This is a genomic window from Stomatobaculum longum, from assembly GCA_000242235.1.
Classification (GTDB): domain Bacteria; phylum Bacillota; class Clostridia; order Lachnospirales; family Lachnospiraceae; genus Moryella; species Moryella longum.
Map to the genome: position 1 here is coordinate 200,739 of JH590862.1, position 22,207 is coordinate 222,945.

The window sequence follows — 22,207 nt, forward strand, 5'->3', positions numbered from 1 at the left end:
ATCCCTTTGTTACAGAACAATCTCCTCGGCATTCTGATTCCGTTTGCCGGCATCACGCTCGCCGCAGCCGATTTCTTCATCGGGGCAATGCCCTATCTCCTGAGCTTTGCGGCCGGTGCGATGCTCTATGTCGTCGTCGAGGAACTAATCCCCGAAATGTCGGAAGGAGAGCACTCCGACATCGGGGTCCTCTCCTTCGCGCTCGGCTTTACTCTCATGATGGCGCTCGATGTGGCGCTCGGCTGAAGTAAAGCCGCCTGTATTTTATTTTGCGACATAGCTCTCCGGCTCGTAGAAAATAACCGTCGTGCCGCCGTTCTCAAAGGTGAACGGGACATGCAAGAGGTTTGAAAGCGCGGCATGTACCGCCGCCTGTCTCTCCTTCTCCACATAAAAGAGAAGAAAGCCGCCGCCGCCCGCGCCGAGTAATTTTCCGCCGAGCGCGCCGGCTTTTTTTGCGTCCGCATAGAGCCGGTCAATCGAATCCGTCGAAATCTTCGCGCTGACGCCGCGCTTTAACTGCCAGCTCGTGTCGAGCATGCGTCCGAACTCATTCAGGTCGCTCTCTTTATGAATCAGAATTTTCTCGGCCTCATCGACCAGCGCGCACATTTCTCGGAGCTCCGCGGTCTTGTCCGCGAGCGCCTTCTTGGTCGCGGTCTGAATGTCCGAGGAAAAGCGGGAAAAACCCGTGAAAAAGAGCATGAGGTTCTCATTCAGCGCGCGCTTCCGCTCGGCACTCACAATGACGGGGCTCACGCGGTAGCCGTCTTCGCTGAAGCGGATCACATTGAGACCGCCGTACGAAGCGGCAATCTGATCCTGCCAGCCGCCGGCCTCCCCGCAGAGTTCCCGCTCGAGGTAGATGGCCTCGTCCGCGAGGCGCTTCTTATCCGCATACTTGCCCTTCAGCGCATAGAAGGCGTTCAGCATCCCGACCGCAAAGCTCGAGCTCGTGCCGAGTCCCGAGCGCGCCGGGAGATCCGCCTCGTAGGTTAAGCGCAGCTCGTGCATGTCGAGGAACTTCATCGCCTCGCGCACGGCCGGGTGCTCAATATCCTCGATTCGCGTCACGCGCTCCAGCTTCGAATACGAGAGCTCGGTGCTGTAGTCGAAGAAGCGCGGCAGATGCCGGACATTGACATAGCAGTATTTGTCGAAACTGGTCGAGAGCACAGCGCCGCCATGCTCTTTGAAGAATTCCGGCATGTCGGTTCCGCCGCCGAAAAACGACATGCGGAAGGGGGTTCTTGTGATAATCATGTCTCGTCTCCAACTGTAAGGCCGAGGGCGCGCGCTCTCACCATGGCGCTCTCAATCACCTTGTCCATATCGTAATAGCGGTACTCGCCGAGGCGTCCGCCGAAAATCACGGACTCCCGCGCGCCCATTTCCCGGTAGACCTCGTAGAGCGCCTGATTCTTTGTGTCGTTGACCGGGTAATAGGGCTCCATGCCCGGTTTCCAGTCCGAAGGGTACTCGCGGGTGATTACGGTCTTTTGCTGCGTGCCGAAGACAAAGTGCTTGTGCTCGATGATGCGCGTATAGGGAATGTCCCGCTCGGTGTAGTTCACGACCGCGCAGCCCTGGTAGTTCTCCGTGTCGAGAGTCTCGGTCTCAAAGCGAAGCGAGCGATACTCGAGCGCGCCGAGCGCATAGTCAAAATACGCATCGATCGGTCCCGTGTAGACCACGGCATCGGCGCGCAGGTTCCACCCCTCTTTGTCCGCAAGATAATCTGTGTTTAAGAGAATATCCGCCTCCGAAAAGAGCGCCTGCACCAGCGCATCATAACCCTCCTCGGGAATGCCCTGGTAGCGGTCGTTGAAATAGTTGTTATCATAGGTGAGGCGTACCGGCAGCCGCCGTATGATAAACGCCGGGAGTTCCGTGCAGGCCTTGCCCCACTGCTTTTCCGTGTAGCCCTTGATAAGCTTCTCGTAAATGTCCCGTCCGACGAGGGAAATCGCTTGCTCCTCGAGGTTTTTCGGCTCGCCCGCAATCTCCGCGCGCTGCTCGTTCAGAATCGCGAGCGCCTCCGCAGGCGTCCGGATATTCCACATGCGCGAAAAGGTGTTCATGTTAAACGGGAGATTGTACATCTCCCCCTTGTAATTTGCGACCGGCGAATTCGTGAAGCGATTCATCGTGACAAAGCGGTTCACAAAATCCCAGACCTCGGCGTTCGAGGTGTGGAAGATGTGAGCGCCGTAGCGGTGCACCTCTATGCCCTCCACGGTGTCGCAGTGAATGTTGCCACCGATGTGCGCGCGCTTTTCGAGCACCAGGCAACGCTTGCCCGCGCGGGCCGCCGCATGTGCAAAGACAGCGTTAAAAAGCCCTGCGCCGACCAGGAGATAATCATAGTGTTTCTGCATAGTCCACAGTCCCTCCTCTGTCAAATCCTGTCCTCACGCCGATAGCGTAAAGAGTACAATACCGCCGAGAATCAGGGCGAGCGCCAGAAGTTTTCTCCTCGTAATCCGCTCGCCGAAGAACACGGCGCCGAAAATCAGCATGTAGAGATAGGCGCTCGCCTCCAGAATAGGGCCGAGGCTCAGCGGAATTTTCCGGTAGGCAATCACATCGATCAGCGTCGCCAGAAAAAAGAGCCCATAGGCAAAGATGACCTGCGGGTTTAAATACTCCTCTACGAAGCTCCGATGCGGCCGCATCGCCGCTTTTTTGAGGAGCACCTGGGAGAGCGCCGCGATGAAGACCGCGCCGAGGTAAATTGCGAGGTGCAGCCAGGGGAGGTCTCTCATGTTTCCCGCCCCCGCGCCGCGCCCGGCAGCGCATAGAGCACAATGCCGGCAATAATCAGCGCCGCGCCAAAGAGTTTCCCGGCCGTCACGCGCTCACGGAAAAAGAGAGCGCCGAACACGAGTCCCCAGATAACGGTCGCCGCCTTATTCATGTAGGCGGTCGAGAGCGGCAGGCGCTTAATGATCTGCTGCCAGAAAATCGCGTAGAGCCCCAGAATCAGAATCACCGCGCCGTAAAACAGCAGCCAGCGAAAACTGCCGACCGGGTAGGAGGCCGCAGTCTTTGAGCAGAGCGCCGAGAGACTGTAAAAGAGCACGAGCGCATGCAGGGCGAGATAGATGCCGCCCTTCGAAGCCTGTCTCATTCCGCGAGTCCCTCGCGGATTGCTGTCGCCATATAGTCAATCATCTCATCCGTCATGCCCGGATAGACGCCGACCCAGAAGGTGTCGCGCATAATGCGGTCGGTCTCCGTGAGTTCGCCGACAATGCGGTAGCCCTTGCCGCTTGCCCGGAGCGTGTCGAAGCAGGGGTGCTTCGTCAGATTGCCCGCAAAGAGCATGCGGGTCTGCACGCCCTTCGACTCGATGTAGCGCACCAGCTTCTCGCGGGACACGCCCTCCCGGCAGGTCAGAAGAAAACCGAACCAGCTCGGGTCCGCATTCTCGCAGGCCTCCGGGAGTATCAGCTTGTCCGCTACGGAAGCGAGCGCCGCGCGGAGGCGCTTAAAGTTTTCCTTCCGGCGCTCGACAAAGTGCGGAAACTTCTCAAGCTGCGCGCAGCCTATGCTCGCCTGCAGATCGGTCGCCTTCAGATTGAAGCCGAACTCCGAATAGACATACTTGTGGTCATAGCCCTTCGGGAGTTCTCCGTACTGGCCGTCGAAACGGTGGCCGCAGAGATTGTCGACCCCCGAGGGGCAGCGGCAATCCCGACCCCAGTCGCGCATGGAGCGGAGAATGTTGTGCAGAACGGCATTCTTCGTGTAGACCGCGCCGCCCTCTCCCATCGTCATGTGGTGCGGCGGGTAAAAGCTCGAAGTGCCGATGTCGCCGACGGTGCCCGTGAACTGCGTGACGCCGTCCAGGGTATAGCGGCTGCCGAGGGCATCGCAGTTGTCCTCGATAAGCCAGAGCCCGTGGGCGTCGCAGAACTGCTTGACTGCCTTTAGATCAAAGGGATTGCCGAGTGTGTGGGCAATCATCACAGCCTTGGTCTTCGGCGAGTAAGCTGCCTCGAGCTTTGTCACATCGATGTTGTACTGCGGAATGGTCACATCCACAAAGACCGGGACCGCCCCGTACTGCAACATCGGCGTGACCGTCGTCGGGAATCCGCAGGCCACGGTGATGATTTCATCGCCGCGACAAACGCGCCGCTCGCCGAGCTTCGGGGAAGTCAGCGCCATGAAGGCGAGCAGGTTCGCACTCGAGCCCGAGTTCACGAGCGACACAAAGGGGACGCCGAGATAGGCGCCGAGTTTCTTCTCAAAGAGATCCGTGTAGCGCCCCGAGGTTAGCCAGAATTCGAGGACCGCATCGGCCGCGTTGACCATCTCCTTGTGGTCGTAGACACGGGACGCATAGGAAATGCGGTCGCCCGGGTGAAAGTCCCTCTTCTTTTCGCGGAAACGCTCCGCATATTCTTCTACGAGCGCGAGAATTTCCTGTCGCGCCTCCTGTTCCGTCTTATCTTCAAACATGCAAATTTCTCCTCACCATCGCTTCCAGGGCGCGTTGCCGCTCTCCCAGAGCTCTTCTAACTTTTTCTTTTCGCGCTGCGTGTCCATGCACTGCCAGAAGCCCCTGTGGTAATAGCCCACGAGCTCCCGGTCGCGGCACAGGTTTCGGAAGGGTTCCTGCTCGAGCACGGTGTCATCGCCCGCAATATAATCGAAAATACCCGGCTCACAGACCATGAAGCCGCCATTGATCACCGCGCCGTCGCTGTCGTCCTTCTCGCGGAAGGAGCGGATTTCCCCGTTGTCACCGACATCCAGCACGCCCTTTGCCTGCCCGATATTCACCATCGTGATGGTCGCGATTCGCTGTTTCTCCCGATGGAACGCGAGCAGCGCATTGAGATCCACATCCGAGACCCCGTCACCGTAGGTCAGGAGGAAGGGCTCGTCTCCCACATAGTCGCGAATGCGCTTCACTCTGCCGCCCGTCATCGTGTGGAGACCCGTGTCGATCAGCGTCACCTTCCAGGGCTCCGCATGCCGCTGCAGCACCTCCATGCTGTTGTTCGAGAGATCGAAGGTCACATCCGAGGTGTGCAGAAAATAATCCGCAAAATATTCCTTGACCACATACTGTTTGTAGCCGAGGCAGATCACAAAGTCGTGAAAGCCGTAGGAGGAATAGTATTTCATGATGTGCCAGAGTATCGGCTGCCCGCCAATCTCGATCATAGGCTTGGGCCGAAGATAACTCTCCTCCGTAATTCTGGTGCCGAAGCCGCCTGCAAGAATGACTACCTTCATCGCGTTTCCTCCCTGTCTCAGACATGTAACGCTATCTTAACGCATTTTTGAAAACTTTTCTATGCTCTTAACTTATGCTACACTGATTTCAGTGCAAATGATACAGAAAAACGCTGGGAGGATAGCAAAATGGACGCTTGTATCAAAGAACTGTACCGCATCGGAATTGTTCCGGTTGTCGCAATCGAGGACGCGAACGACGCGCTGCCGCTCGCCGAGGCCCTCAAGAAGGGCGGTGTCTCCGCAATCGAGATTACCTTCCGAACCGAGGCTGCCGCAGAGGCCCTCCGCACGCTGACCCGCGAGATGCCCGACATGACAGTCGGCGCCGGCACCGTCGTCACCAAGACGCAGGCAGATGCCGCGATTGCGGCGGGTGCAAAATTCATCGTGAGCCCGGGCTTTCAGCCGGCGCTTGTCGCCTATGTGCGGGAAAAGGGCGTTGCCATGTGTCCGGGCACGGCGACCCCCGGCGAGATGGAACAGGCCATGTCGCTCGGCCTCGACGCCGTCAAATTTTTCCCCGCCGAGCAGAACGGCGGCCCTGCGATGTTAAAAGCGCTCTCGGCGCCGTATCGGAATCTCCGCTTTATGCCGACCGGCGGCGTGACGCTTGAAAATCTGCAGCGCTACTTTGCCCTAAAGCAGGTCTTTGCCTGCGGCGGCACCTGGCTCGCCAAAAAAGAGGATATCCGTGCGCACGCCTTTGAGACCGTCACGGCGCGCACCCGCGCGGCTGTCCGCACCATGCTGAACTTTAAGATCAAGCATGTCGGCATCAACTCGAAGGACGACGCGGAAGCAAAACAGAATGCCTCGCTGATTGCCTCGATCTTTGACCTCGACTGCATCGAAACCCCGGTCTCCTTCTTCTCCGGCACCGCCGTCGAAGTCATGAAGTACCAGGGCAAGGGCTCTCTCGGCCATGTTGCGATCGGCACGGACAATGTGGACCGCGCCGAATACTACCTCGCAAAGCGCGGCGTTCGCTTTGACGAGTCCACGCGCAAGGTGGACAGCCTCGGCCGCAGCACCTTCCTCTATCTGGAGGGTGAAATCGGCGGATTTGCCTTCCATCTCGTCGAAAACTGATGCGCCGCCTGACGCTCGGCATTCTGGCCCATGTCGATGCCGGCAAGACGACGCTCTCGGAGGCCCTGCTCGTCGCGGCGGGTGCACTCCGCGCGCCGGGACGCGTCGACTACGGCTCTGCCTTCCTCGACACCGATCCCGCGGAACAGCGGCGCGGCATCACGATTTTCTCCAAACAGGCCTATTTCGAGACCGGCGACCTCGCCGTGACCCTGCTTGACACGCCGGGGCACGTTGACTTCTCGCCGGAAGCCGAGCGCGTTCTTCAGGTTCTGGATCTCGCGATCCTCGTGATCAGCGCGGCCGAGGGCGTGCAGAGTCACACGGTGACGCTCTGGCAGCTGCTTCGGCGCTACCGGGTCCCCTGTGTCGTCTTCTTCAATAAGACCGACCGGCCCTGCGCGTCGAAAGAGACCTTGCTTGCCGCTCTTCGCGCGCGACTCGGCGGCGACTTCATCGATTTTTCCCGTCCGGCCGCTTCGCCGGAACTCGCCGAGGAGCTCTCGCTCCTCGACGAGCGCTTCTTAAACCGCTATCTCGAGGACGGCAGCTGCCCGTCCGACGGGGAAATGGCGGCGCTCCTTCGGGCGCGCCGCTTTTCCCCGTGCTTCTTCGGCGCCGCCCTGCGTCAGCAGGGTGTGAAAGAACTGCTGGACGGCATCTCAGCGCTATTCGTACCCCCCGCCTATCCGGCAGACTTCTCGGCGCGCGTCTTTAAAATCGCCGCGGATGAGAAGGGGGCGCGCCTCACCTTTTTAAAGGTCACGGGCGGAACGCTCAGTTCCAAAATGCCGCTCCCGCCGCTCGATGAAAAAGCCGAGCAACTCCGCCTCTACTCGGGGCGCTCCTATTCGCTCCTCAAGGAGGCGCCCGCCGGCAGTATCGTCGCGGTGACCGGTCTCGCGGAGAGCCGGGCCGGCATGGGGCTCGGCGCCGATCACAGCGAACACACGTTGCCTGTTCTGACCCCTGTGCTCCGCTATCGCCTGATTTTACCTGCGGGCGCACAGTGGAGCGAGTGGCTGCCGCGCTTTCGTTCTCTCGAAGAAGAGGAGCCAAGTCTCCGCTTCCGCTTTGACAGCGCTGACAGCGAACTGCAGGCGTCCCTGATGGGCGAGATGCAGGTGGAAATCCTGAAGGAACTTCTCTTGCGCCGCTTTTCGCTCGCGGTCGAGTTCGAGTCGGCGGGCGTCAGCTACCGCGAGACCGTCACGAAAACCGCTGAGGGCGCCGGACACTTTGAACCGCTCCGTCACTATGCGGAAGTGCATCTCCTGCTGGAACCGCTTGCGCCGGGCAGCGGTCTGCAGACAGAGAGTGCGCTCACGCCGGAACAACTCCCCGTCCAGTACCAGCAGCAGGTACTCCGCACACTCGAGGAAGAGGAGATACCGGGCATCTTGCTCGGCGCGCCGCTCACGGATATTAAAATCACCCTGATTGCGGGGCGCGCCCACGAGAAGCACACCGAGGGCGGCGACTTCCGGCAGGCGACCGTACGCGCGCTCCGCGCGGGGCTCTATGCCGCCGCGCCCAAGGTATTGGAACCCTGCTATGACTTTTCGCTGCAGCTTCCGGCCGCCTCGCTCGGTCGCGCCCTCCATGACCTTGAGCGCATGGGCGCCTCCTTCGCGCTCGGCGAGGCCGGGAGCGCGGAGCGCGCCGAAGTGCACGGACAGGCGGCCATCGCCGCCATGCAAAACTATGCCGCCGAACTCCGCCGCTATACCAAGGGCGAGGCTTCGCTCTCCCTCTCCTTTGCGGGCTTTTTCCCCTGCCGGGACAGCGAGGCCGTGATTGCCGCACGGGGCTACGATCCCGCAGCCGATCTCGCCTTTCCGGCCGACTCGGTCTTCTGCCGCCACGGGAGCAGCGAGACGGTTTCCTATGAGGAAGCGCCCCGCTACATGCATCTCCCCTACCGGCGCGACCGGAACGCCGCCGAGGCAGAAAACGGCGAAGACGCCCTCGTCCGCACCAAAAAAGAGAGCGCCCCGCTCTCTTTGGAAGAAATCGATGCGATTTTGGAACGCACTTTTTACCGGAATCGCCGCGAAGACAAGAAGCGCCCGGAGGTGAAACGCCGGGCGGCAAGCGAGGCAGCAAAAGAGCGCGCTTATCGCGCGCTCCGCACCGCCGTGCCAAGGAAGCAGTTTCTCCTGGTAGACGGCTACAATATTATTTTTGCGTTCCCCGAGCTCCGCGCCCTCGCGGAAGAAAACATCGACAGCGCGCGGCTTGCGCTCCTCGACCTGCTCTCCGACTACCAGGGCTTTACCGGTGTCACCCTGATTGTGGTCTTCGACGCCTATCGGCGGAAGGACCACAAGGAAGAGCGCTATTCCTGGCACAATCTCTTTGTCGTCTACACCAAGACCGCTCAGACCGCGGACAGCTATATCGAGAGCTTTTCAGGGCGCCACGCGGCGACCGACAGCGTGACCGTCGCAACTTCGGACGGTCTCGAACAGATCATTGTTCGTAGCCAGGGCGCTCTCCTGCTCTCGGCGAGCGAGCTCCGCGAAGAGATGCTCCGTGCCCACGGCGAGGGGCTCTCTGCCCCCGCACTGACGGAGGCGGCGCCAAAAAACCGCCCCTTTGCGGACAAACTTAAGCGCCCAGAATCCAGTGAAGAAGCGCCGTAAACGGCAGGCGGTTGCCGATTAGGATACAGACTGCTGCAAGCGGAAGCGCCGTCAGGGCGTCAATCACGACATGCTGCTTCGTAAAGAGAGTCGAAACCACAATGCCGAGCGCGACCGGCGCCGCGATTGCCGCGACGGCGGACGGCAGACCGGGCGTTGCGCCGACAAAGTGCAACACGAGATAGCACATCGAGCAGTGCATGCTCGGCGCGCAGTTTAAGCCCTTATAGCTTCCGCGGAACACGAGCTTCATGGCCCTGCCGGAAACGGTATCCGGTGCCTTGGGGCGCGCAAAACTCGTCGGGTAGACGAGGTAGCAAATGAGGCTCAGCGCGATGTCCAAAAGAATTGCCGTCTGGTAGCACGCATAGGCCATCGAGTCCGCCCGAAAAAGAGCAAGCGGAAACAGAAGGATTAACGGAAACCAGAGCACATAGATATAGACAAAGGCGGGCACGAACGGTATGTGTCCGTCTATTTTTTTTGCCACATTGTGCGGCTTTCCCTCAAAGGTCTCGACGCCGAAGTAGAGGAGGGTCTGCAGGCCGAGAAGCAGGATCTCGGCGAGCAGAACCTTGATTCGAATGCCCATGACTCAGCGCTCCTCCCGGAAGTAAGAGAGCCCGAGACTTGCCGGCGGCTGATCTTCCGGCCGGTTTCTGCGACCCGTCTGAATCAGAACCAGGATGGTTGCGAGATAGGGAAGCATCTTAAAGAGCTCCTGTGCCGAACGGTTCAGGCCCGGAATGTAGAGATACAGAATATAGAGACCGCCGAAGAGGAAGGAGCCCCAGATTGCCTTTCTCGCATTCCAGACCGAGAGAATGACCAGGGCGACGGCGAGCCAGCCGCGGTCGCCGAAGCCGTCGTTCGCCCAGGTGCCGCCGAGATATTCCATCACAAAGCAGAGACCGCCGAGTCCGGCGAGCGCAGCCCCGACCACGGTCGAGACATATTTCACGCGGTTCACATCGACCCCGGCAGCATCCGCCGCGGCCGGATCCTCACCGACTGCCCGGATCTCAAGACCCTTCCGGGTGCCTGTCAACAGGAAGGCGAGGCAGAGCGACAGCGCAATCGAGAGGTAGGTCAAAAAGCCGAAGGAAAAGAAGGCCTTGCCGACAAACGGCAGCCCCGAAAGTCCGGGCAGACTCTGCCGGTACGCCGCTGCCGTGAGCTTCGTGGAAATCTGTCCCACGCCGCCCGCGAGCTGCGAGAGCGAGCCGCCGAAGAAATTGCCGAAGCCGACGCCGAAGGTGGTCAGCGAGAGACCCACGACATTCTGGTTCGCGCGAAGCGTGACCGTCAGAAAGCTGTACAAAAGACCCGCGAGCATCGAGACCAGCAGTGCCGCACAGAGAGAAACCAGCAGTCCGACAAGCCCCGACGCGCGGTCACCCGCCTCTCTCTCATAGAAAAAGGCCGCAATGAGCCCCGAGACACCGCCCATATACATGATGCCGGGAATCCCGAGGTTTAAATTGCCCGCCTTCTCGGTCAGAATTTCCCCGTTCGCGCCGTAGAGAATCGGGACGCCCTGCAGGATGGCGCGCTGCAAAAAGGTGGAAAGCAGATTCATTTCGTCGCTCCTCTCTTTCGAAGGGTCAGTCGGTAGCGGACAAAGAACTCACAGCCGATCAGGAAAAAGAGCACAATTCCCGTGATGATGTCCGAAAAGTTCTGGTTTAACTTAAACTGCGTCGCAATCTGAATGGCTCCCTGCTGCATGAAGCAGAGCAGAATCGCGGTCAGCGCCATGAAGAGCGGATTGAAATTCGCCATCCACGCGACCAGAATCGCTGTGAAGCCGCGCCCGTTTGCCGTGCTGATTGAGAGGGTGTGCCCTGCGCCGCCCACAATCACCGCGCCCGCGAGACCGCAGATTGCGCCGGAAATGGCCATGGTCCGGAGCATGACGCGCTGCACCGAAATGCCCGCATAGCGCGCCGTGTTTTGGCTCGCGCCGACCACCGAGATCTCAAAGCCCTGCTTGGTGCGTGTCAGATAGAGGTGCATGAGCACTGTCACGAGGAGGATGATGATGAGGCCGAAGATATACTGGCTGCCCGCAAACCCCGTGCCGCCGATGCGCGGAAACCAACCCGCGCGCGTCGCCTGGTTAATCGTGCCGATGCTGTTCGAGCCCTTCGGATTCTCCCAGAAGCAGATGGCAAAGGTCACCAGCTGCAAGGCGACATAGTTCATCATGAGCGTGAACAAGGTCTCGTTCGTGTGATAGCGCGCCTTGCAGTAGGCGGGAACGAGGCCCCAGACCATGCCGAAGAGCATGCTGCAGACAAGCATCAAAAGAAGGAGCAGCGCGTTCGGCAGCTTTCCGCCGAGAAGTATCATAAGTCCGGCGCTCGCAATGCCGCCGACCAAGATCTGTCCCTCCGCGCCGATGTTCCAGAAGCGCATGCGGAAGGCCGGCGTGAGTCCGACCGCGATTAAGAGGAGAATACCGCTCTCCCGTATCGTGACCCAGAGGCGCCGCGGGTTTCCGACCGCACCGGTGACCAGTGCCTCATAGACGCCGAGCGGGTTCACCCCGGTCACGAGCACAATGACTGCCGCGCAGGTCACGAGCGCGAGCAGCAACGCAATCAGATGAATCAGCGCAAGTTTCCCGAAAGAGATATAGCCGCGCTTATGCATTTGAAACAGTGGTTCCCGACTCTGTCTCATACCTCGCTCTCCTCTCCGCCCATCATTCTTCTTCCCAGTTCTTCCTTGCTCGCCGTGCGCGCATCCAGAATCCCGGCGCTCTTGCCGCCCTGCAGCACGAGGATGCGGTCGCAGAGCTCAAGGAGCACATCCAAATCCTCGCCGACGCAAATCACGGCGCTACCCTTCTTTTTCTGCTCGTTCAGGAGCTGATAAATCATGTAGGAGGAATGAATGTCGAGACCGCGCACCGGGTAGGCCGCCATCACGACCTTGGGGCTTCCGAGTATCTCACGCCCCACCAGCACCTTTTGCACATTGCCGCCCGAGAGCCGTCCGATCGGGGTCGCCGTGCCGGGCGTCGCGACCGAGAGCTCTTCGACAATCTGCTCCGCCTGCTCCTTCGGCTTCTTCCGGTCGGTCACAAAGCTCGCGCCGCTCCGGTAGGAGCGGAGCATCACATTGTCCGTCAGATCCATGCTGCCGACCAGACCCATGCCCAGTCTGTCCTCCGGCACAAAGGCGAGGCGCACGCCGAGCGCTTCGATGGCCGCCGGTGTCATGCCCTTTAAATTCTTCTCGCTCCCGTCGTCCTCCCCGTAACAGATTTCTCCGCTGTAAGGCACCAGACCCGCAATGGCCTCGAGGAGCTCCCGCTGGCCGTTTCCGGCGATGCCGGCAATGCCCAGAATCTCTCCGCCCTGCAGCGTGAGGCTCAGATTCGAGAGCACTGGGACGCCCTCCGCGTTCACACAGGTGACATTTTCGAGGCGCAGCCGTCTCGGACCGTTTAAGGGCGCCGCGCGGTCAATGCCGAGCTTCACCTTCTCGCCGACCATCATCTCGGTGAGAAGGGTCACATCCGCCTTTGCGGTCTCGACCGCGCCGATATACTGTCCCTTCCGGAGCACCGCGACGCGGTCCGAAAGCGCAAGTACCTCCGTCAGCTTGTGCGTGATGATCAGAATCGACTTGCCGTCCTCCCGCATCTTCCGGAGAATCGCAAAGAGACGCTCGGTCTCCTGCGGGGTCAGCACGGCGGTCGGCTCATCGAGAATCAGGATATCCGCGCCGCGGTACAGGACCTTCATGATCTCGACGGTCTGCTTCTCGGAGACCGAGAGCTCGTAGACTTTCTGCTTCGGATTCAAGCGGAACCCGTAGCGCTCTGCGAGCTCCGAGAGCTTCTGCTCCGCCGCCCGCAAATCGTACTTGCCGCCCTGCTCGCCGAGGATGATATTCTCGGCCGCGCTGAACACCGGAATCAGCTTGAAGTGCTGGTGTATCATGCCGATGCCGAGCCGGAACGCATCCTTCGGAGACTGAATGCTCACAACTTCGCCGTTTACTTTAATCTGTCCGCCGTCCGGAAAATAGATGCCGGAGAGCATATTCATGAGCGTCGTCTTGCCGCTCCCGTTCTCCCCGAGGAGCGCCAATATCTCTCCCTTCTTCAGCGAAAAACTCACGCGGTCGCTCGCCGTGACTTCGCCGAAGCGCTTGGTAATCTCGCAAAACTCAATTGCGTTTTCTGCCACAGTTTCCTCCTAAAAGCCGCTGGCTTTGAATCAAAAAGCCTCCTGCCGTCGCAGGGGGCTTTTTGTGGGTCTTTCCTGAATTAGTTTGCGGTCGCCTCGATGCCATCGACAATCAAGTCAAAGCTCGGAGAAGAGCGGTACTCCGACTCGTGGAAGTAGCCGTCCGAGACCAGCTCCTGGCCGTTCGGCGCATAGCTCGTGACTTCCTTGCCGTTCACCGTGAAGGTCTTGGTATCGAAGACATGCAGGGCGCCGTCCTTAATCTTCTGCTCCACTTCCTTCAGTTTCTCCTCGGTGCCCGGTGCAGCCGCCGTGCCGAGCTTCGTGAGACGCACAGCATCCTGCGCAAAGCCCTCCGACCAATCCGTTGCAATCGGCTCACCGGAAAGCACGCTCTGAATCGCGTACTCGTAGTAGACTTCCCAGTTGTTGGTCGGCGAAGTGATTGCCGAATCCGGTGCGACACCGGTCATATCGATGTTATAGCCGACGCAGGGAACCTTCTCCTCCTCTGCCGCCGTCGGCGCACCGGTCGTGTCCGCATGCTGGCTCAAGAGCACACAGCCGTCGGAAATGAGTTGCTTCGCGGTCTCCGCCTCGACCGCCGGGTCACCCCAGCTGTTCGTGTAGAGCACCTTCATCGTGGTCTCCGGGACCACCGACTTCGCGCCGAGGTAGAAAGCCGTATAGCCGGAGATTACCTCCGCGTAAGGATACGCGCCGACATAGCCGAGACGCGCCTGATCGGCCTTGATCTTGCCCTCGTCGATCATCTGCTTCAGCTTTAAGCCCGCCGCGACGCCGCTCACATAGCGCGCCTCGAAGATATCGTCGAAGTAGTTGTGGAAGTTGCTGAGACTGGCACCGGCCGCCTGGTTGCCGCTCGCGTGGCAGAAAGTAATCTCCGGGTGGTCCTTTGCGACCTCCAGCATATAGCTCTCATAGCCGAAGCTCGTGCCGAAAATCAGCTGACAGCCCTGGTTTGCGAGATCCTCGGTCGCATCGAGCGAAGACTCGTCCTCGCGGATGTTGGTCTTCAGAATCAGCTGATCCTCGCTGAGACCCAGCGTCTTTGCCGCTTCCTTGAGTCCGTTGATGTGGCTTGCGCTGTAACCCTCGTTCTCGTCGCCGATTAACAGCATGCCGATTTTTAACTTCTCCTTCGGAACCACTGTCTGGGTCGAGCCGTCCGCTGTTGTCGTGCTCTCCGCCGCAGCCTTTGTCTCCGTCTTCGCACTGCTGCCGCAACCTGCCAGCAAGAGTGCTGCCGAGAGCAGCGCGCAGACTGCCTTTGCCGTCTTCTTCATACCGTTCCTCCCCGTACCTTCTATACTATGTGAATCACCGTGTTCTTTTTGTATACCATATTTTTCCCCTAGTCTCAAGTCCTTCTCAATCGCTGACGATGGGCGTGCTGAGCCGCCTGGTCATCCAGACTTCCGGCGAGAGCAGGAAGAGGAGCGGGAAAATCTCGAGGCGGCCGAACAACATGTCCACCGAGAGCACAAACTTCGAAAAATCCGAGAAGGCGCTGAAATTTCCGGTCGGTCCGACCATGCCGAGGCCGGGGCCTATGTTGTTAAAGGTACAGATGACCGCCGAAAAAGTTGTCTCGAAGCCCTTGCCGTCCAGAGACACCAGAACCAGCGAGACAATCAGAATGCAGAGATAGGCCGCGAGATAGGCCGTCGTCCCGAACATCACGCTATTGTCCACGCGGCGCTTGTCCATGCGCACCGAGCGCACGCGGCGCGGGTGAATCATCTGACACATCTGCAGTCTCAGATGTTTAAAGAGCAGCAACACACGCGACACCTTGAGGCCGCCGCCGGTCGAACCCGCCGAAGCGCCGATACACATGACGAGCAGCAGCATGTAGCGCGAGAATTCAGGCCACTTGTCAAAGTCCGCCGTGCAGTAGCCGGTCGTCGTCATGACCGAGGAGACCGAGAAGAAGCTGTCACGGAAGGCCTGCCCGAAATCGCCCGGATAAAACCCGCGGAACACATTGATTGCAATGAGCAGCGAGGCACCGAGCATGATAATCCAGTACCAGCGGAACTCCTCGTTGTGGAGCACATCCTTCCACTTCCGGGTCAGCATCAGATAGTAGACCGAGAAGTTGACACCGAAGAGTGCCATGAAGACACCGATTGTCATATGCACAAGCTGGCTCGGATAGGCCGCGATAGAATTGTTCTTAATCGCAAAGCCACCCGTGCCCGCTGTGCCGAAGGTGTTCATGACGGCATCAAAAAGCGGCATGCCCTCGAAGAGCAGAATAATCACCATCAGGACGGTCATCGCAAAGTAGATGATGTAGGTAATCTTTGCGGTCGTCGAAATCTTGGGCACCAGCTTGCCGACCGAGGGACCCGGACTCTCTGCCTTCATGAGCTGCAGGGGGCCGCCGTCGCCCTTTGCGAGCGGCAGAATCGCGAGCAGGAAGACCAGCACACCCATGCCGCCGATCCAGTGCGTAAAACTTCGCCAGTAGAGCAGACCGTGCGACACGGCCTCGACATTCGTGAGGATACTCGAACCCGTCGTCGTGAAACCGGACACTGTCTCAAACCAGCAGTCAATGTAGCGCGGAATCTCTCCGCTGATATAAAAAGGCAGGGCGCCGAAGAGCGAGAGCACAATCCAGCCGAGCGCGCAGACCACAAAGCCCTCGCTCATCGAAATGGAGCGGTGCACCCGGATACAGGAGAGCAGTATACCGGGCAACAGCGTAATCAGCGCCGCAATCGCAATGGCCCGTGCACTCTGCGGCTCGCGGTATGCCATCGCCACCGCAATCGCCGGCAGCAGGAAAATCCCCTCCACGAGGAGGATGTTTCCCGTGTACTTTCCGATCAGACGATAATTCATGCTTCGCCTCCGCGATTCCGGAAGATGTCCGTCAGATTGGAAACCATCTGGCTCGCTCTCGCAATCACCACAATCGAGTCACCGCGCATCAGGCAGTCCTGGCCGCCCGGGATAATGACCCGCTGGTTTCTGACAATGCTCGCGATCAGAATCGACGGCTGCAGCGGGAGCTCCATGATCGGCTTATTCACGAAAGGCGCATCCTCAGGCACGGTGAAGCCGAGCGACTCAATGGAACCGCCGCCGAGTGTGTGCAGCGTCTCGACCGAGCCTTCGCGCGTCTGGCTCGCCGCGCGGGCATAGCGCGTAATTTCATTGGCGGTCAGCACCTTCGGGCTCACAACTGCGCCGAGGTGCTCCTGCCCGAAGAGATTCACATACTCCGTCCGGTTCACCTTTGTGATGGTCTTCTTCGTGCCGATCGAGTGGGCATAAAGGGAAATCATGATGTTTTCCTCATCGATGCCGGTCAGCGGAACCACCGCGTCCATATTCGCAATGCCCTCTTCCGCGAGCACATGCTGGAGCGAGCCGTCGCCGTGGATGATGGCGGCGCCCGGCAACAGGTCCTCAAGTACCTCGCACTTTTTGAGATCCATCTCCAAAATCGTCACATGCAAACCCGAGCGCAACAAATCGGTCGCGAGGTAGCGGGCGATTGCGCTGCCGCCGATGATCATCACATTCTTCACATCAAGCGTCCGGATGCCGAAGCGGTGCAGGAGCGCAGGCAGATCCGCGGTCGCGGCCGCAAGCCCCAGCTTATCGCCGGCGTGGAGCTCGGTGGAACCCGAGGGAACCAGCACCTCGCCGTTTCGTTCAATCGTACAAATCAATGCCTTTTTATCGAGAACGTTTGTGAGCTCCGAGAGCTTCCGCCCGGTGAGTTTTCCCTCCTCCGGGACAATGAGCTCGACCATCTCCGCGCGGCCGCCCGCAAACGAGTTCCGCGTGAGGAAGGTTGGAAACTGGAGCAGACGAAAAATTTCCTTCGCGCAGGTCTTCTCCGGATTGATCGAGACATTGATGCCGAAGCTGGTCTTTAAGAGGTTCATCTCCCGGTCGTATTCGGGGCTGCGGACGCGCGCCACTGTATAGTTGCAGCCGAGTTTCTCCGCAACCAGCGCAGTCAGAAGATTCACCTCGTCGCTGTTGGTCACCGCAATCAAAAGGTCGGCGCTGTCTGCGCCCGCCTCCCGGAGAATCTCAATCGAGGCACCGTTGCCCGGTACAACCGCGACATCCAGCTTCTCCTGCATAAATTCAAGCCGTGCCGGATTGCTATCCACGACCACCACTTCATGCCCTTCCCGCGAGAGCTGCTGCACGAGAAGTTCGCCTATCTTGCCGTTACCTACCACAATAATCTTCATTATTTCAACAAACACCTTTCTTGGGGCTAAATAACTTTTCTATCATAGCACACTTTTTCGCGAAACATTGCCGCTTGCGTCTGAATTATTTTTGATTTTCTCTTGTCAACGCACTTTCCTCTCGCTATAATAATGCTTGTGATTTTAATAGACACAAGTCTATTAAATGCCAATCGTCCATTACCGGTGCAAATACCGGCTGTTATGTATAGAGCAACACAAAAGGAACAAAGGAGTCTTGCAGTATGAACAGCAACAGAACAGCGCGGAGAAAACCGCTCCGCCACAGCGGCAGACAGTTCGCAGCCCTCATTCTCGGCGCAAGTCTTGCGCTCAATCTCCCCGTCGCAGTGCAGGCCGAAGTCACGAGCGGCGTGCACCCGACTGTCGACGAGGCCTATTATGTGACTCTCGACAGCTACGGCAACCCGACCGATGCCGCCGTTGTGAAAAGTTATGCACTGAACGGCGCGACCGAGATTGTGGATCACGGAACCTATGACAGCGTCGAAAACCTGACGAACGGCGTGAAACCCGAAATCAACGGCGACACCGTCCGCTTCCCGCTCGGCAAGAGCGCGCCTTCACACTTCTATTTCGAGGGAAAGACACGCGCACCGTTTGAGACCCTGCCCTTTCAAATTTCGATTCAATATCTGCTGAACGGTGTGCCGACCGACGCCGCAAAACTCGCCGGCGAAAAAGGCGTAGTCGAAATGCATATTCGCGCCGTTCCGAATCCGGCGAGCAGCGAGTATCAGAAAAACAACTGGTTTCTGACCGCTGCGGCTGTCTTCAATCAGAATGACATTCTCTCGCTCACGGCGCCGGACGCACAGATACAGACCGTCGGCAATCTGAAGACGGCCCTCTTCGTCTGGCTGCCGGGCGAGTCGCAGGAATATGTCCTCTCGGTCGGCGCAGAGGACTTCAAGTTTGACGGCTTCACCTTCCTGCTCGGCCCGGTCAATGCCTCCGGTCGTCTCGGCGACCTAAAAAAATTGCAGGAGGACAAGCAGGACATTCAAAAGTCCTGGGATAGTCTGAATGCCGCGGGCGACCGGCTGTTTGACGCAGCCGAGGGCATGCAGGGCAAGTTAAATCAGGCGGCGAGCGGTCTCGACGGCCTGAATCAGGTCCGAAAAAACGTGCAGAGCCGCGAGAGCGAGTTCTACGGAAACCTCGACAACTTCCTCGGCAACATGGACAACCTCGGCAGTGCACTGGCCCCTGCGAGCGGCCATCTGAACGCCGCAAATCAGACCGTCGGCGAGTTGCATGAAAATCTCTCCGCGGTCAACGAAAGTCTGCTCACCCTGCAGCAACATTTAAAGGAGAGCGAGAGCACGCTGAGCGCTCTCCAAAACAATATGGAGAGCTTTCAGGATGCGAGCGACGATCTGGACAGCGACAGCCGCAACATCAAAAACGATCTCCGGACACTCCGCGCTCTCAGCGAGGCCGGAAAGACCGGCGCAAATCAGAAAATCAGCGGCACCTTGCAGCAGATGGGCGCCCTCTATCAGGGATACGCGCAGTACATGCAGGCGCACGGCCTGCAGCCTGTCGACGCAGGCGGTACCGGCAGCAATCGCATCCGGGTTCGCGCCACCAACCTCGGCACAGCCTCAAATGCCGGCGGTATCGACTACACCGCCGACGCCGAACTCACGCCGTCGCCGCAGTATCCGCAGGGCAGCTTCCAGGACTTTGCCGTTCAAAAGCTCGCCTCACTCGGCTATGACAACGATCAGATTGCCTATGCCCTTGCGCTCTGGAATCAGCGTGACACGGTGCAGGCGGCGGCCGCGGGCGCAAACGAAGTCTACGGCAAGGTCGATGCGCTCGGCAACGACCTCGAGGCGCTCCGCCTCTCCTCGCTCTACGATGCCCTTTACGGCAGCAGCGCGACCGGAAGTCTGGCGGCCGCAGATGTACAGAAACTCTCCGCGGACATCCGCCGGAGCATCGATGCGCTCAACCGGGTCTATCAGACCACAGACGGCTATCTTCCCACCCTGCAGGCAACCCTCGGCGATGCCGCTGCTCTCAGCGACACCGTGCGCGCGGACACCGAGAGCCTCACGGCGCTGCTCCGCACCTCGCGCGATATTGTTAAGAGCAACAGCGCCGCATTTCACCGAAGCGCCGACCTCTCGCTCGACGCGAGCGCCTCGATTCTCCGACAGAGCGCCACAGCACTCGACAGCACCGACGCGATGCGGCAGGCGGCCGACAGCATACGCGACTTAGTCGATCAAAAGTGGAACGAAAATACCGGCGAGAAAACCCGGCTCTTCTCGCTCGACGCCGCGGCAGCTCCCGAGTCGCTGACCTCGACCGAGAATGCGGATGTGAGCTCTGTCTCTGTCATGCTCCGGAGCGCGGAAATTAAGACCGTCGCGCCGGACAGCCATGTGAAGGGCGCGACCGGACAGAAGAAGACCGGACTCTTCTCGCGCATCCGGAAAATGTTTGCGGACATCTGGCACGGCCTGACCGGCTGGATGCACCGCTGAAACAGGAGGAACTGCAATGATTCACAAGTTGGCAAGGCGCATCACCGGGAACCCGAAATTTGTTCTCTTTGTCGCCGCTTTACTCTTAATTCCGGCGCTGCTCGGCTACATCGGCACCCGGACAAACTACGATGTCCTCTCCTATCTCCCGGAAGATGTGCGCTCCGTGCAGGGCGAAAAGCTCCTCGAGGAACCCTTTCAGGCCGCTGCGACCTCTATGGTCGTGGTCGAGGGCATGCCGCCGTCCTATACCGATGACCTGCTGGAGAGCATCCGGAAAGTACCGCATGTCAGCAATGCCTTCTGGCTCTCCGGCACCCTCGGCATCCAGGTGCCGACCGACATGCTCCCGGCAAAACTCCGCGAGAGCTTTTACGCGGGCGATGCGACTCTCATGATAGTCCAGTTCGACACCGCCCTCTCCGCGGATGAAACCATGGACGCGATTGTCGAAATCCGGAAGCTCACGAACGAGAAGTGCTTCGTTGCGGGCATGTCCGCAATGGTGCAGGACATCAAAGAACTCGTAATCTCGGAGCTGCCGATTTACACCGTCATCGCCGTCATTCTGATGCTGACCGTGTTGCTCTTAAGCTTCGAGTCCTATGTCATGCCCTTTTTGCTGCTCGCAAATATCGGCATGGCCATCCTCTACAATATGGGCAGCAACATCTTCCTCGGCCAGATTTCCTATATCACCAAGGCGATTGCGGCCATCCTGCAACTCGGCGTGACCGTCGACTACTCGATTTTCCTCTATCACCGCTATGAGGAGGAAAAAGAAAAAAATGCGGACAAGCGGGAGGCCATGGCAAATGCCATCACAGCGGCCTTTACCTCGCTCTCCGGCAGTTCGCTCACAACGATAGCCGGCTTCCTCGCGCTCTGCGCGATGCGCTTTACGATGGGCCGTGACATGGGCATTGTCATGGCAAAGGGCGTCGTGATCGGCATTGTCTGCGTGATTGTGGTTCTGCCCTGCCTCTTCCTCGTCTTTGACGACGCGATTGAGAAGTACAAGCACAGATCCTTGTTCCCGGATTTCACGGGCTTTAACCGTTGGCTGCTCCGCCACCGCCGCCTCTGGATTATCCTCTTCCTCTTTGCGCTCGTGCCCGCCTATTACTCGCAGAAAAACACCGACATTTACTACCAGATTTCCCGCTCCCTGCCTTCGAGTCTCCCCTCTCTCCGCTCGAACGAGAAGTTGAAAGAGGACTTTCAAACGGCGACGGAGCATGTCGTGATTCTGGACCGCACCGTGGACAACGGCAAGCTCGGAGAAATGGAGGAGGAACTGAAGGCCGTGCCCGGCATCAGCCATGTGGTCTCCTACCACAGTCTGATCGGCAGCGGCATCCCGGACTTTTTCCTCCCCGAGCGGGTGCGGAAGATTTTTCTCTCCGACGACTACCAGCTTCTCATGATGACCTCGGACTTTGAGCCCGCGACCGATGAGACCAAGGAGCAGCTGGCCGACATTCAGGAGATTGTGCACCGCTACGATCCGAACGCCTACCTGACCGGCGAGGCCGCGATGACCGAAGATCTGCGCGAGGTCTTTACCCGCGACAATATCACCACGAACTATCTCTCGATTCTCTCGATTTTCGTGATTGTCATGTTCGTCTTCCGCTCCTTCACGGTACCGGCCGCCCTGATCTTAGCGATTGAGCTCGCCATCTACATTAACCAGGGGCTGGTCTACTGGATGGGCGGCAGCATCTCCTTTATCGCGCCGATTTTAATCAGTGCGATTCAGCTCGGCGCAACCGTCGACTATGCAATTCTCGTGACCTCCCGTTTTCAGGAAGAATTGCGAAGCGGCAAGGGCCGCGAAGAGGCCGCGATTCTCGCGGGTGCCACGAGTGACGCCTCGATTATCACGAGTTCGCTCGGCATGTTCGCCGCGACGGTCGGTGTCGCCGTGGTGTCCAAGATGTACCTGATCAAAGAAGTGTGCATGCTGCTCGCGCGCGGCGCTCTGATTTCCGCTTTCATCGTCGCCTTCATGCTCCCCTGCATCCTCTACGTGCTGGAGCCGCTCTTCCGGCGTACCAGCTTACACTGGGACAAGCTCCCGGCACCAAAGCAAAAAAAGCAGCGAAGCGAAGCGCATCCGGAAGAGGCCGCGGCAAGTGCCGCCTCTCTCTGAGGACTGCCGGAACCGCGAAAGGCTAAGCAGACGAAACATCAAAGAACCCCGGAGACCGCCTGGTCTCCGGGGTTCTTTGTCTGTACCGATATAACGC

The 22,207-nt window shown here is 59.1% G+C and carries 18 protein-coding genes; 5 read left to right on the plus strand and 13 right to left on the minus strand.

Annotated elements, in window-relative coordinates; all coding sequences use genetic code 11:
• The first annotated feature begins 6 nt into the window (after positions 1–6).
• Positions 7–246 (plus strand): ZIP family metal transporter, encoded by a 240-nt coding sequence (locus HMPREF9623_RS03800; RefSeq protein WP_009532574.1) that lies wholly within the window; start codon positions 7–9, stop codon positions 244–246.
• Between the two features lie 18 nt (positions 247–264).
• On the opposite strand, the gene HMPREF9623_RS03805 is transcribed toward HMPREF9623_RS03800, so the two are convergent.
• From HMPREF9623_RS03805 to rfbF, 6 genes are read right to left on the minus strand one after another with little or no spacing between them, the layout of a single operon-like run.
• On the minus strand, positions 265–1,263 hold the full coding sequence (locus tag HMPREF9623_RS03805; RefSeq protein ID WP_009532575.1) for a GHMP family kinase ATP-binding protein: 999 nt from the start codon (positions 1,261–1,263) through the stop codon (positions 265–267).
• The gene (gene glf / locus HMPREF9623_RS03810) at positions 1,260–2,378 is read right to left on the minus strand and encodes a UDP-galactopyranose mutase (protein WP_009532576.1); all 1,119 of its coding nucleotides are present in this window, start codon (positions 2,376–2,378) and stop codon (positions 1,260–1,262) included. Before glf ends, HMPREF9623_RS03805 begins: the two co-directional genes overlap by 4 nt.
• 33 nt (positions 2,379–2,411) lie before the next feature.
• Complete coding sequence (locus HMPREF9623_RS03815; RefSeq protein ID WP_009532577.1) at positions 2,412–2,765, minus strand: multidrug ABC transporter; 354 nt, start codon at positions 2,763–2,765, stop codon at positions 2,412–2,414.
• Positions 2,762–3,130, minus strand: a complete 369-nt coding sequence (locus HMPREF9623_RS03820; protein ID WP_009532578.1) for an EamA family transporter — start codon at positions 3,128–3,130, stop codon at positions 2,762–2,764. The genes HMPREF9623_RS03815 and HMPREF9623_RS03820 overlap by 4 nt, the downstream gene beginning before the upstream one ends.
• Positions 3,127–4,467: a lipopolysaccharide biosynthesis protein RfbH gene (gene rfbH, locus HMPREF9623_RS03825; RefSeq protein ID WP_009532579.1), complete on the minus strand. Its 1,341-nt coding sequence runs from the start codon at positions 4,465–4,467 to the stop codon at positions 3,127–3,129. Before rfbH ends, HMPREF9623_RS03820 begins: the two co-directional genes overlap by 4 nt.
• Positions 4,468–4,479: 12 nt before the next feature.
• Positions 4,480–5,250, minus strand: coding sequence for a glucose-1-phosphate cytidylyltransferase (gene rfbF / locus HMPREF9623_RS03830; RefSeq protein ID WP_009532580.1), 771 nt, complete (start codon positions 5,248–5,250; stop codon positions 4,480–4,482).
• A gap of 129 nt (positions 5,251–5,379) precedes the next feature.
• Here rfbF and eda point away from each other — a divergent pair, with 129 nt between their 5' ends.
• Both eda and HMPREF9623_RS03840 read left to right on the plus strand, forming a co-directional pair.
• Positions 5,380–6,342 carry a bifunctional 4-hydroxy-2-oxoglutarate aldolase/2-dehydro-3-deoxy-phosphogluconate aldolase gene (gene eda / locus HMPREF9623_RS03835; RefSeq protein ID WP_009532581.1) on the plus strand — a complete coding sequence of 321 codons (963 nt, stop codon included), beginning with the start codon at positions 5,380–5,382 and terminating at the stop codon, positions 6,340–6,342.
• Positions 6,342–8,987, plus strand: coding sequence for a translation factor GTPase family protein (locus HMPREF9623_RS03840; RefSeq protein ID WP_009532582.1), 2,646 nt, complete (start codon positions 6,342–6,344; stop codon positions 8,985–8,987). The genes eda and HMPREF9623_RS03840 overlap by 1 nt, the downstream gene beginning before the upstream one ends.
• Here the strand turns inward: HMPREF9623_RS03840 and HMPREF9623_RS03845 are convergent.
• The 7 genes from HMPREF9623_RS03845 to trkA form a co-directional block, all read right to left on the minus strand.
• Entirely contained in the window at positions 8,953–9,579 is a 627-nt protein-coding gene (locus HMPREF9623_RS03845) for a phosphatase PAP2 family protein (RefSeq protein ID WP_009532583.1), read from the minus strand. The two genes, HMPREF9623_RS03840 and HMPREF9623_RS03845, sit on opposite strands and share 35 nt — an antisense overlap.
• Positions 9,580–9,582: 3 nt before the next feature.
• Positions 9,583–10,566, minus strand: coding sequence for an ABC transporter permease (locus tag HMPREF9623_RS03850; protein WP_009532584.1), 984 nt, complete (start codon positions 10,564–10,566; stop codon positions 9,583–9,585).
• Entirely contained in the window at positions 10,563–11,672 is a 1,110-nt protein-coding gene (locus HMPREF9623_RS03855; RefSeq protein WP_009532585.1) for an ABC transporter permease, read from the minus strand. The genes HMPREF9623_RS03850 and HMPREF9623_RS03855 overlap by 4 nt, the downstream gene beginning before the upstream one ends.
• Positions 11,669–13,189 carry an ABC transporter ATP-binding protein gene (locus HMPREF9623_RS03860; RefSeq protein ID WP_009532586.1) on the minus strand — a complete coding sequence of 507 codons (1,521 nt, stop codon included), beginning with the start codon at positions 13,187–13,189 and terminating at the stop codon, positions 11,669–11,671. Before HMPREF9623_RS03860 ends, HMPREF9623_RS03855 begins: the two co-directional genes overlap by 4 nt.
• A gap of 80 nt (positions 13,190–13,269) precedes the next feature.
• On the minus strand, positions 13,270–14,496 hold the full coding sequence (locus HMPREF9623_RS03865; protein WP_009532587.1) for a BMP family ABC transporter substrate-binding protein: 1,227 nt from the start codon (positions 14,494–14,496) through the stop codon (positions 13,270–13,272).
• An 85-nt stretch (positions 14,497–14,581) separates the two neighbouring features.
• On the minus strand, positions 14,582–16,063 hold the full coding sequence (locus tag HMPREF9623_RS03870; protein WP_009532588.1) for a TrkH family potassium uptake protein: 1,482 nt from the start codon (positions 16,061–16,063) through the stop codon (positions 14,582–14,584).
• A complete protein-coding gene (trkA, locus tag HMPREF9623_RS03875) occupies positions 16,060–17,436 on the minus strand; it encodes a Trk system potassium transporter TrkA (protein WP_009532589.1) in 1,377 nt (458 codons plus the stop codon). Before trkA ends, HMPREF9623_RS03870 begins: the two co-directional genes overlap by 4 nt.
• Positions 17,437–17,681: 245 nt before the next feature.
• On the opposite strand from trkA, the gene HMPREF9623_RS03880 reads away from it, so the two are divergent.
• Together HMPREF9623_RS03880 and HMPREF9623_RS03885 are read left to right on the plus strand one after the other, a co-directional pair.
• A complete protein-coding gene (locus tag HMPREF9623_RS03880; protein WP_009532590.1) occupies positions 17,682–19,955 on the plus strand; it encodes a hypothetical protein in 2,274 nt (757 codons plus the stop codon).
• A 16-nt stretch (positions 19,956–19,971) separates the two neighbouring features.
• Positions 19,972–22,110, plus strand: a complete 2,139-nt coding sequence (locus tag HMPREF9623_RS03885) for an efflux RND transporter permease subunit (RefSeq protein WP_009532591.1) — start codon at positions 19,972–19,974, stop codon at positions 22,108–22,110.
• The last annotated feature ends 97 nt before the right edge of the window (positions 22,111–22,207 follow it).

What these genes read in the sequence shown, in the direction of transcription:
- HMPREF9623_RS03805 (WP_009532575.1), bottom strand. Translation starts at nt 1,263, where the DNA reads ATGATTATCACAAGAACCCCCTTCCGCATGTCGTTTTTCGGCGGCGGA.
- glf (WP_009532576.1), bottom strand. Translation starts at nt 2,378, where the DNA reads ATGCAGAAACACTATGATTATCTCCTGGTCGGCGCAGGGCTTTTTAAC.
- HMPREF9623_RS03815 (WP_009532577.1), bottom strand. Translation starts at nt 2,765, where the DNA reads ATGAGAGACCTCCCCTGGCTGCACCTCGCAATTTACCTCGGCGCGGTC.
- HMPREF9623_RS03820 (WP_009532578.1), bottom strand. Translation starts at nt 3,130, where the DNA reads ATGAGACAGGCTTCGAAGGGCGGCATCTATCTCGCCCTGCATGCGCTC.
- rfbH (WP_009532579.1), bottom strand. Translation starts at nt 4,467, where the DNA reads ATGTTTGAAGATAAGACGGAACAGGAGGCGCGACAGGAAATTCTCGCG.
- rfbF (WP_009532580.1), bottom strand. Translation starts at nt 5,250, where the DNA reads ATGAAGGTAGTCATTCTTGCAGGCGGCTTCGGCACCAGAATTACGGAG.
- eda (WP_009532581.1), top strand. Translation starts at nt 5,380, where the DNA reads ATGGACGCTTGTATCAAAGAACTGTACCGCATCGGAATTGTTCCGGTT.
- HMPREF9623_RS03840 (WP_009532582.1), top strand. Translation starts at nt 6,342, where the DNA reads ATGCGCCGCCTGACGCTCGGCATTCTGGCCCATGTCGATGCCGGCAAG.
- HMPREF9623_RS03845 (WP_009532583.1), bottom strand. Translation starts at nt 9,579, where the DNA reads ATGGGCATTCGAATCAAGGTTCTGCTCGCCGAGATCCTGCTTCTCGGC.
- HMPREF9623_RS03850 (WP_009532584.1), bottom strand. Translation starts at nt 10,566, where the DNA reads ATGAATCTGCTTTCCACCTTTTTGCAGCGCGCCATCCTGCAGGGCGTC.
- HMPREF9623_RS03855 (WP_009532585.1), bottom strand. Translation starts at nt 11,672, where the DNA reads ATGAGACAGAGTCGGGAACCACTGTTTCAAATGCATAAGCGCGGCTAT.
- HMPREF9623_RS03865 (WP_009532587.1), bottom strand. Translation starts at nt 14,496, where the DNA reads ATGAAGAAGACGGCAAAGGCAGTCTGCGCGCTGCTCTCGGCAGCACTC.
- HMPREF9623_RS03870 (WP_009532588.1), bottom strand. Translation starts at nt 16,063, where the DNA reads ATGAATTATCGTCTGATCGGAAAGTACACGGGAAACATCCTCCTCGTG.
- trkA (WP_009532589.1), bottom strand. Translation starts at nt 17,436, where the DNA reads ATGAAGATTATTGTGGTAGGTAACGGCAAGATAGGCGAACTTCTCGTG.
- HMPREF9623_RS03880 (WP_009532590.1), top strand. Translation starts at nt 17,682, where the DNA reads ATGAACAGCAACAGAACAGCGCGGAGAAAACCGCTCCGCCACAGCGGC.
- HMPREF9623_RS03885 (WP_009532591.1), top strand. Translation starts at nt 19,972, where the DNA reads ATGATTCACAAGTTGGCAAGGCGCATCACCGGGAACCCGAAATTTGTT.